Source organism: Nostoc sp. 2RC (assembly GCF_014222165.1).
Classification (GTDB): Bacteria; Cyanobacteriota; Cyanobacteriia; order Cyanobacteriales; family Nostocaceae; genus Nostoc; species Nostoc linckia.
In genome coordinates this window covers 1-8039 of record NZ_JACKZU010000369.1, presented here as the reverse complement: position 1 = coordinate 8039, position 8039 = coordinate 1, and the positions used below count along the sequence as shown (strand labels likewise).

General features: G+C 41.6%; 12 protein-coding genes. 5 read left to right on the top strand and 7 right to left on the bottom strand.

Going from position 1 to position 8039, the window contains the following annotated elements:
• Positions 1–246: 246 nt before the first annotated feature.
• The 3 genes from GNE10_RS28710 to GNE10_RS28700 form a co-directional block, all read right to left on the bottom strand.
• Positions 247–636 carry a hypothetical protein gene (locus GNE10_RS28710; RefSeq protein ID WP_185569072.1) on the bottom strand — a complete coding sequence of 130 codons (390 nt, stop codon included), beginning with the start codon at positions 634–636 and terminating at the stop codon, positions 247–249.
• A gap of 39 nt (positions 637–675) precedes the next feature.
• The gene (locus tag GNE10_RS28705) at positions 676–1035 is read right to left on the bottom strand and encodes a papain fold toxin domain-containing protein (RefSeq protein WP_185569070.1); all 360 of its coding nucleotides are present in this window, start codon (positions 1033–1035) and stop codon (positions 676–678) included.
• 261 nt (positions 1036–1296) lie between these two features.
• Positions 1297–1899: a hypothetical protein gene (locus GNE10_RS28700; protein ID WP_185569068.1), complete on the bottom strand. Its 603-nt coding sequence runs from the start codon at positions 1897–1899 to the stop codon at positions 1297–1299.
• 146 nt (positions 1900–2045) lie between these two features.
• Here GNE10_RS28700 and GNE10_RS28695 point away from each other — a divergent pair, with 146 nt between their 5' ends.
• The 3 genes from GNE10_RS28695 (at position 2046) to GNE10_RS36235 (ending at position 3979) form a co-directional block, all read left to right on the top strand.
• Positions 2046–3263, top strand: coding sequence for a site-specific integrase (locus GNE10_RS28695; RefSeq protein WP_311774868.1), 1218 nt, complete (start codon positions 2046–2048; stop codon positions 3261–3263).
• A gap of 115 nt (positions 3264–3378) precedes the next feature.
• Positions 3379–3582 carry a hypothetical protein gene (locus GNE10_RS28690; protein WP_185569066.1) on the top strand — a complete coding sequence of 68 codons (204 nt, stop codon included), beginning with the start codon at positions 3379–3381 and terminating at the stop codon, positions 3580–3582.
• A gap of 265 nt (positions 3583–3847) precedes the next feature.
• Positions 3848–3979, top strand: a complete 132-nt coding sequence (locus GNE10_RS36235) for a hypothetical protein (protein ID WP_260447068.1) — start codon at positions 3848–3850, stop codon at positions 3977–3979.
• Positions 3980–4201: 222 nt separating this feature from the next.
• Here GNE10_RS36235 and GNE10_RS28685 read toward each other — a convergent pair whose 3' ends face one another.
• The 3 genes from GNE10_RS28685 to GNE10_RS28675 all read right to left on the bottom strand — a co-directional run bounded on the left by GNE10_RS28685 (position 4202) and on the right by GNE10_RS28675 (position 6081).
• Positions 4202–4363, bottom strand: a complete 162-nt coding sequence (locus GNE10_RS28685; protein WP_185569064.1) for a hypothetical protein — start codon at positions 4361–4363, stop codon at positions 4202–4204.
• Positions 4364–4462: 99 nt separating this feature from the next.
• A complete protein-coding gene (locus tag GNE10_RS28680; protein WP_221643026.1) occupies positions 4463–4699 on the bottom strand; it encodes a hypothetical protein in 237 nt (78 codons plus the stop codon).
• Between the two features lie 1205 nt (positions 4700–5904).
• Positions 5905–6081: a hypothetical protein gene (locus GNE10_RS28675; protein ID WP_185569060.1), complete on the bottom strand. Its 177-nt coding sequence runs from the start codon at positions 6079–6081 to the stop codon at positions 5905–5907.
• Between the two features lie 92 nt (positions 6082–6173).
• Between GNE10_RS28675 and GNE10_RS28670 the strand changes: the two genes are divergently transcribed.
• Together GNE10_RS28670 and GNE10_RS28665 are read left to right on the top strand one after the other, a co-directional pair.
• Entirely contained in the window at positions 6174–6893 is a 720-nt protein-coding gene (locus tag GNE10_RS28670; protein ID WP_185569058.1) for a ParA family protein, read from the top strand.
• A gap of 48 nt (positions 6894–6941) precedes the next feature.
• A complete protein-coding gene (locus tag GNE10_RS28665; RefSeq protein WP_185569056.1) occupies positions 6942–7304 on the top strand; it encodes a hypothetical protein in 363 nt (120 codons plus the stop codon).
• Between the two features lie 468 nt (positions 7305–7772).
• On the opposite strand, the gene GNE10_RS35580 is transcribed toward GNE10_RS28665, so the two are convergent.
• Positions 7773–8039 (bottom strand): hypothetical protein (locus GNE10_RS35580; RefSeq protein WP_221643025.1); only part of this gene is annotated, 267 nt, incomplete at its 5' end.

The window sequence follows — 8039 nt, the reverse complement described above, 5'->3', positions numbered from 1 at the left end:
TCTGGTAAGGGTTGTAGAGTTAATTTTTACAAAACTTTACAACGTGTCCCATTTTGCACGTATCCCGGCTGTACCCCAACAATTTCTGAATTGGTGCTAGTCATAGAAAAGAGATCGCTTGTCGAATTTCGTACTTCCATTGCGGTGTGACTCCGGAGCAGGCAGGGTTAGCGCAATGGCAAGCAGCGGTACAAGTGTTCATGTTACTTATGTTAACTAAACCACTTGACAGAAAGTAAGTTAAGACTAACCGTGAGTAATAATTTCAACATTTTCTTTTTTACTTTCTTGTCTTGCCATTTGATCAAAATCATCTCCATCTAAACTCTTGTCCCGTTTTTTAAACTCAGAGAGCAGTTGAAAGAACTTCTCAAACCCTGCTTTCTCGTCGTGACAGTAAAGCATAATTATCTTAGCCCAGGAATTTGAGGTATGCAGTTTATATTTTCTTTCTACGAAATTATGAAACTCCTCATAAAATTCAGCTTCTGATTCAGTTAATTCAATACTCAATTCTCTTCTGGCAGTTTTATAACCAACTAAAAACATAAATAAGTCACTTATAGAAGCCGTACCGATATACATCCCAGGTCTCGCTTTAATTTTATCTAAAATCTCAAACAATCCGCCGCTCATACTTTATCTCCTATTTGTTTATGAAAAAGCCTGAATTTCTTAAAAATCAAACTCTTTAATTTCAAATTTCTCGCTTGGGCAGTGGAAATCTTTTATCCAATCCTCTCTAAACATTCCCTCAGATGAGAGATTATCAAAGACTTTGCCTCTAACGAACACACCGTAATGCTTACCATTAATTGTAATCGAATCATCTATTCCCTGGCGCAGTAGTCTGTCACTGAGAATATAATCTTCATCCCGGTATCTAGTTTTCAGTCTGATAATTTTCCCCTTAATGCCATTTTCAACCAACCATTGCATTACAGCATTAGCGCACTCGTAACATTCAAGAATGTCAAAACTTGCAACTATATTACCGACTTCTTGATAAATTTCCTCATCAGATAACTGATACACCCATGCACCCCAATATCAAATAAATACATCTATTAATCATGCATCATTTATTAACTATAAAAGCGAAAATTAATACAATTAAATAATCCGAAAATCTACACATTATTCATCACAAAAATCAACAGAAATACTAATATCTACGTCAAACATACATCCCTTTATTTGCATCCTGTTTGGAGATAAGTTTACAAAGATAAGAAAGGGAATTATGGTGTAGTCTTATTCTCCCACTTTATTGAGATAAAGTTGTTCAAAGAGCGTTTAACTTACCGGATGATACAGTCCTGTATTCTGATTAAACTCCCACCCTATACCTGATGCATCCTTGCGCTTGCACCATGCCACAAAAAGCGGTGGTTGTAGGTTATTTCGCTCGGAGCGTACAGTTTCTACACTTACACCAAGTCTTGAAGCTAAACCTTCTTCCGTTAGTGGTTGGATTCGAGGAGTTTGCCCTTGATAATATGAATTGTTGTAGTATGATTTATTGGGCCGTCTCGGTTGATTGTTGAGATGATTTTGAATTTTAATAATCGCCTCGGCGAATTGTGCCATCCGATTTGTAATCACCTCAATTTTTTGTTCTAAATCGGCGAGATTATGGATTGTCTGTGTTTCTTTGCTATTAGAAGAGCCTGACAACTGTGACTCTAGCTTATCAAGTCTTTCGCAAATAGCTAATAGCGTTTGATTCTTTGAGTTGGCGCTTCTACTGTTACTGGACAACGCCAGTATTAATTCATCCAAAGAGTGAAGCAACTCGCTTCCTTGTCCTTGTCGGTGCAGCCGGGATAACTCCCTAACTGCTGGAATCAGGGGAGTGGGTACGCGGATCATCTGGCTGGGTTTGTTCTCATCAGACATAGTGATATCACAATTGATAGCAACCAAATCGATATCAAGTAGATAGCAATGCTATCAACATATCAGGTATTGGATGCTCAGGTACAAATCCGTTCGGGAATCGCCCGTTTTTGGGCTTTCACCCCGTTCGGGATCTTGCTACTTTTGTGCAGGCTCTTGGAATTATTAACGAAGAGTGCGGGCAGTATATTCACGCTTGCATTGTAGAATATAAAAGCTTCCTGAAACGGCGCTTCCAGGAAGCTAGATGTTTATCATCACGTAACCCTAAAGACCAGATGGATGTTACTAATATTGAGGTTAGTTCTGTAGAAATTCTCTCTCCCAACCAAGGGCAAGTTGTAGCGCAAAATACCTCTCAAGCAGTAACTCCAGAATTGGTAGAGGAGGTAATTCGGCAATATTATTACCGTACCCCTGCTGTTAGTAATGATGAAGAGTTAATTTTGGCTTGGGCTGGAAGTCAAAACCGCGAACAAACCAAGCGAAAATACTACCGTTTTGGTCAAAAATTGCTCTTATGGGTACGTAATAAAGGTATACCCGATTTAAGATTAATTCAGCAACCAAAGTTACTTGAATTTATAGCTTCTTGGGGTGAGGTTTCCCCTTATACTAAATCTAACCGAGTGCTGATATTGCGTTCGCTCTGGAGCTATGGAAGTGCAGAGAACATTGGCTATTTCTTGCGGAATATTGCAAGTAGTATAAATTACGATAATTTCAGTAATTTACCAAAGGCACAGCGTTATCTAGAAGATTGGGAAATGGAGAAGCTGAGTAAGGCTGCCAAGCAGTTGGGGGGAAAGTATTGGCTGGTTTTTAATTTGATTTTTTATAGTGGGATGCGGGTTGGCGAAGTTGGTCGGGTGACGGTTCCAGGTGATGAACCGGGACAACCCAAAGAAGATTATCCGGGGTTGTATTGGCGCGATTTTAAATGGCAGTTTGACCCAACGCTGGATGATAGGCAAAGGGGGTATTACACAATCAAGTTTCGCGGTAAGGGTGGCAAGTACCGAGAAATTGGCTTAGACCACGAGACATCTTCGTTGCTCAAAAAGTATCGTGGTATGGCTAGTGACAAGATGCCAGTGTTCCCAAATATGTCACCTGACCCAAAAAAACGGGGGTTGCCGTTAAGCGACCGGGCTATTAAAAGGTTGATTCAGGATATTTCTCTTGTAGCGAAAGTAAAATTCTCTTGTCACTGGTTGCGCCATTCCCATGCTTCTAGGGCGGTGGATAGTAAACCACTTTTTGAGGTGCAAGACCAGTTGGGGCATAATAAGAGCGATACTACTAAGGGGTATGTTCGTTCCAAAAAAGATGCTGGCACGGGTACAGTGCTACCGAGGTTTTGATTATAAACACTGGGGCATAGTTCAGTTGCCATTACTTCAGATGTACCTTTATGCGAAGCCGACTGATAGGAGTGGGTTGTATTTGCCAGATGATGATGAGTAGGGGTGAGAGGTGATGTCAGATTCAATTGACCGTCAACCACCATGTCAGACTATCTGCAATGATTGTGCTTTCCATGCCTTAATAGAAGGAGCCATAGAGTGCATTCACCCTGACGAATTTGGAGTGAATTGTTCTAGCGTTATTTTTTGCAATTCATTTGAGCCAGCACTCATAATTGACAGTCCTTGCGTGACATACGGCAATGATGAAAAATAACGTCAAAGCGTCAGCGATAGCGAACGCGAGTAGTATCTTGTAGAGAAGCTAAACCGAGTCTTCTGCCAAAGGGAGACGCAATCATACGAATGAGCGTCACAGCCCGCTTTTTGCATCGCCTCAAAACCAAAAAACCCGGTCGTCGTGACTGGGCTTTTGATGGGGTTATATTCCCCAAGGGCTATTTATAAAAGTTTTTATCTAATAACTACTACAACGCCTAGATTGCAATTCCAGATTTTGAGGGGTGTCATTTTCTTAGAGGATGGAGAGCGATCCCACTACAGAAAGATATAAGGGCGATCGCTCTTTGGGGGTGCGATCGCCTTTTCAATGTACTTATTTGGCGAACAGCACTCTCAAGCGATTGATCGCACCTAATCCCCTTTTCCTCTAAGAACTGCTTTTAGAAGCAGTGCCAAGGCGTAGGCATCGCCACTATTCTTAGAGGAACATGACAAACAACCTACTTATGAGTGCTATGAGCAGGCTTGAAAGTAGGATGTATAGGCGATTCCATCAGCACTACAAGGAGAGTGAGGGAAGCGATCGCCATAGTACCAGTGCCATAAGATAGATCAGATACAGTGCTACGCTGCGATCACCTACCTCCAGTTCCTTATTTCAACCCCGATTGTGCTTTACTCTTGAGTTTGTCACTTTCAAAAGTAGCGGTGATTTTGGAACCGTCAGGATTTTCCCAGACAAAGGTTGCTATGGTTGCAGAGCGGCTAACCTCAATACCTGGGTTCAAGATTGACCGCACATCTGTCAAGGACATTCCTGTTTTTAACTGTTCGTACTCTGCGCGACCAAAGCGACGTGGTTCAGTCTGAGCAGATTGTTCATACTGCTTAGAATCAGCAGCTTGACGGAAACCTTACCCTAAACCGGAACTCAGCGCTACTCCTAACCAGAAAATCACACCCAGCAGACGGACAGGAGGATTAAACGTGTAGTTTGGCTTATTATTAAGTTGTGAGTTTTTAGTTTTTCTGTACATCTCAGTATCCTTATATACTGTAGTTTGTAGAACTGCTGGCTTGGTGGCCTCGGAAACTGCCAAGTCAGCTTTAAACATTGATGCAACAGCGCTTAAAGCGCATTTAGTGAACAAAGATAAAGACCTCCTTCTACAAACAAGTTGCCCATCTGGTAGTAATGTGGGGTTTTGATGAGATAAGTAGGTCGAAGCTATTGGCTTTACCTAGCTATATTAAGTATTCCAGGAACTCAAGCCATAAAAAGCAGGTGCTCGCAGCCACAGGCTGGATCGGCTAAATGTTGAGTATCCGCATATTTAAAAAGCTAGGTGCTAACTGTTTATGACTATACGCCAAGTAGATTTAGGATTAAAGATTGTCAAATTGACCACTTTACGCTAGCGTTGCCCCATGCTAATTGCAACAGAACTTCATGATGTATAATATTTCTCGCTCTTGGGGGTTGCTTTTGCGGTTAGCTAAAATTTTTTGACATCGGTATGGGTATCTGCCATTTAAATTTAGGCTTTTCCCCCTTACCTCAGCGATCACTCAGGCTCTTAACTAACAATTTTTCTTAGAGGATAAGGCGATCGCACTAGATTGCCTTTTTGATGAGTTTTTTTGAGCAATCGCAGCCATTGAGCTATCTGGCGGATTCCGCCAGATAGGACTCATTTAGTGAAACAGTAACCTTATTAGAGAGGCGATCACCTTTTCATTGGTTATCTATCTGGTAGTTTGCAAACCTCCTTTTTTAGCTGAAGGTCAAGTGAAAGTGAGAGTTTAAGGTTTAACGTTCCACAACTAGAGGAACCAAGAACCCAAAGTGATGCTAGAGCAACTAACCCACCAGCGATGATGAAAGCAGTTGATCTGTAATGAGGTTTTTGAGGTTTTAGCATTATCATTTGCCTATGTAGTTTATGAACTGCTGGTTTGGTTGCCCCCAGACCAGCTTTAACTTGTTAGTGTGGGGTTTCTATGACTCTGGAAACTGAGCATCTTCTACCAAGTAACGTCACCACCACACTTAGTAACTCTGTCAACTGACAGCTGTAAGTGTTATTCCCAGAGTTAAAAAACTAGAGTTCCCATTCAATAAAATGTCCGGTGCTTCCGACCTAAGTTGCCCACATTCGTTGTTGTGGAGTTTTAATGAGTATCACCACCTCCTGGAATAACTTTGTCAAGTTGACTAAACGAGTATAATTTTTGATTTTTTAACTCGAATATTTTTTGACGTTTCGGCAATTAATCACCTCCTTGCTGATGTTGGTGAGTTTGTTACTGCCACTTAGAAATAGAGTTCCCTGCATGAGTTTTGCCAGGTTTGAGGCTAAATGGCTTCACCAACTGACTGGCTCTGCCCTAAGTTGCCCATCTGTTTATTAGTGAGGATGGATAAGTGTCCTGAGAGTCCATCCATCACACTTTCAAAAACATTACCCAACTCTTCTGCATCCAAGTACACGAACAAAGGCGATCGCAGCCACAACAACCGCGATCGCCTCATCAATACTTGCTATAAATGTAATAACGTATTAGACCTTTATAGTATATTATATTAAAGGTGCTAGGCTATTAAGGTATTAAATATTTGAGCAAATGCTGAAAGTCGCAGTATTCAACTTCAAGGGCGGCACCGCCAAAAGCACCACTACCATAAATCTAGGAGCCGCCTTAGCTAGTCCCAAGCGCCAGGTGCTACTGATAGATTTAGACGGCCAAAGAACTGCATCATTTGGTCTGGGCATGGACGGTAAGAGTCCAACTACTTTGAACTGGCTGACTGATAAGAAACCTATTACTCCCCTGGTAACTCAAGTAAAACACCTCTCGCTTATTCCTGGCGATATTGGGATGTTTCGCTTAACAGCCAAGGATGATTTGTTTACCCCAGCCTTATCTAAATTGACTGATTTCGATGTCTGTTTGATGGACTGCCCACCTAGCTTAGGGGTGGCATCTGTGCAGGCGATTCTTGCAAGCTCACGCGTTTTGATTCCAACTTTGTGCGAACCAGCTGCCCTTAAAGGGTTGTCCGAAGCGGTTGAATTAATTCGAGGTGAAAGGGCAGATATCCCCATTGATGTGCTGAGAGTGCGTTATAAACCCCGACTGGTTCTGACTAAGGAAGCTGATGATTTGTTGATTGAGGCAGCAACAGATTTAAACTATCGTCTTTTGCATACGACAATTCCAGAGAATATTGCTGTTGCTGAATCCATAGCACAACAAGAGCCAGTTAATGAGTACGCCTCTAAATCTAGCGGTGCTAGGGCTTATCAGTCATTGGCTAAAGAATGTTTGAAACTGTGGAAGTAATATCTTATTAACTCTTAATTGTTTAATAGTATAAAGGTCTAATAGTATATGGCAAAAAGCAAGATGGGCGGGATGAAACTCAGTCAATTTTCTGGTATCAAAGCCAGTGAGACAGAAACAACAGAGCCGCCGCAGGAATCTACACCTGAAACTGTATCAGTTAAGGAGACAACACCAGCATCAAAGGAAAAACCTGTTTCCATCAACATCAAAATCAGCCGCGAACAGCATGAATGGTTAAACGATACTGCCCGTACAGTTAGAGATAACAATACAGAGCCAGTTCCCCCAGGCGATCGCGTCTACCCTCAGCACCTAATCGGCGTAGCTGTCGAGCTACTGCAAAAGAGTGATATTGATTGGAGTCAGGTAAAGAATACAGATGATTTGAGACAACAGCTTAAACTATAAAATCATTATCTGTTAATACTATAAAGGTCTAATAGTATAAAAGTAGATTTTAGCGATCGCTTCTTCTAGCTTGCCTACGGAAGGCTCCGCTTAGGGCTTGCAAGTTTCAAGCGAGGAAATGTGAGGTCAGCCTACTAGGTGCGATTCTTTTAGCCTGGGGTCTAGCCCAACTAAGGCTTGCAATGCCACTCTTGTCCAGCATTCCAAAGGTTTAAGATTTCCGTCTTGTATACACTATACCAATGTGGGTCTTTGCGTGAATAAACCACCACACACGGTAAATCCTTAGTAGTTTTGTATGAGTAATACTCGATATAAATAGAACCATCGTTCAACTCTATATTGGATGCAAAACAACCAAAGGGAATAGTAAAGTCAATCGTTCTGATTTTAACTTGATCTGGTGCTTTTGAACGCAAGCTGCAAACAAGCAGTAGGGTATCTGATATTTTGTCACTGAGACGTTGATTAGCGCTCTTCCATCACTCTAAGCAGAGGAAAATAAGAAATCCTCAGAATATAAGGTGTCTGGAATTCTCTCATGAGAGTGATGGAAGAGCGATAAGTTCCCCAGAACTGAAAAGCACAAATAAATAGTCCAGCGAACACACTGGATGTGACCACTGGATAACTAAACACAATAATTGAGCAAGCGATGTGTGATTTTACCCCCCGCATGACCAAATTTTGAACCATAGCGTGACCAAAAATTAACGTAATTTCAAGGTTTTGAGC

What these genes read in the sequence shown, in the direction of transcription:
- GNE10_RS28710 (WP_185569072.1), bottom strand. Translation starts at nt 636, where the DNA reads ATGAGCGGCGGATTGTTTGAGATTTTAGATAAAATTAAAGCGAGACCT.
- GNE10_RS28700 (WP_185569068.1), bottom strand. Translation starts at nt 1,899, where the DNA reads ATGTCTGATGAGAACAAACCCAGCCAGATGATCCGCGTACCCACTCCC.
- GNE10_RS28690 (WP_185569066.1), top strand. Translation starts at nt 3,379, where the DNA reads ATGTCAGATTCAATTGACCGTCAACCACCATGTCAGACTATCTGCAAT.
- GNE10_RS36235 (WP_260447068.1), top strand. Translation starts at nt 3,848, where the DNA reads ATGGAGAGCGATCCCACTACAGAAAGATATAAGGGCGATCGCTCTTTG.
- GNE10_RS28685 (WP_185569064.1), bottom strand. Translation starts at nt 4,363, where the DNA reads ATGTCCTTGACAGATGTGCGGTCAATCTTGAACCCAGGTATTGAGGTT.
- GNE10_RS28675 (WP_185569060.1), bottom strand. Translation starts at nt 6,081, where the DNA reads ATGAGGCGATCGCGGTTGTTGTGGCTGCGATCGCCTTTGTTCGTGTAC.
- GNE10_RS28670 (WP_185569058.1), top strand. Translation starts at nt 6,174, where the DNA reads ATGCTGAAAGTCGCAGTATTCAACTTCAAGGGCGGCACCGCCAAAAGC.
- GNE10_RS28665 (WP_185569056.1), top strand. Translation starts at nt 6,942, where the DNA reads ATGGCAAAAAGCAAGATGGGCGGGATGAAACTCAGTCAATTTTCTGGT.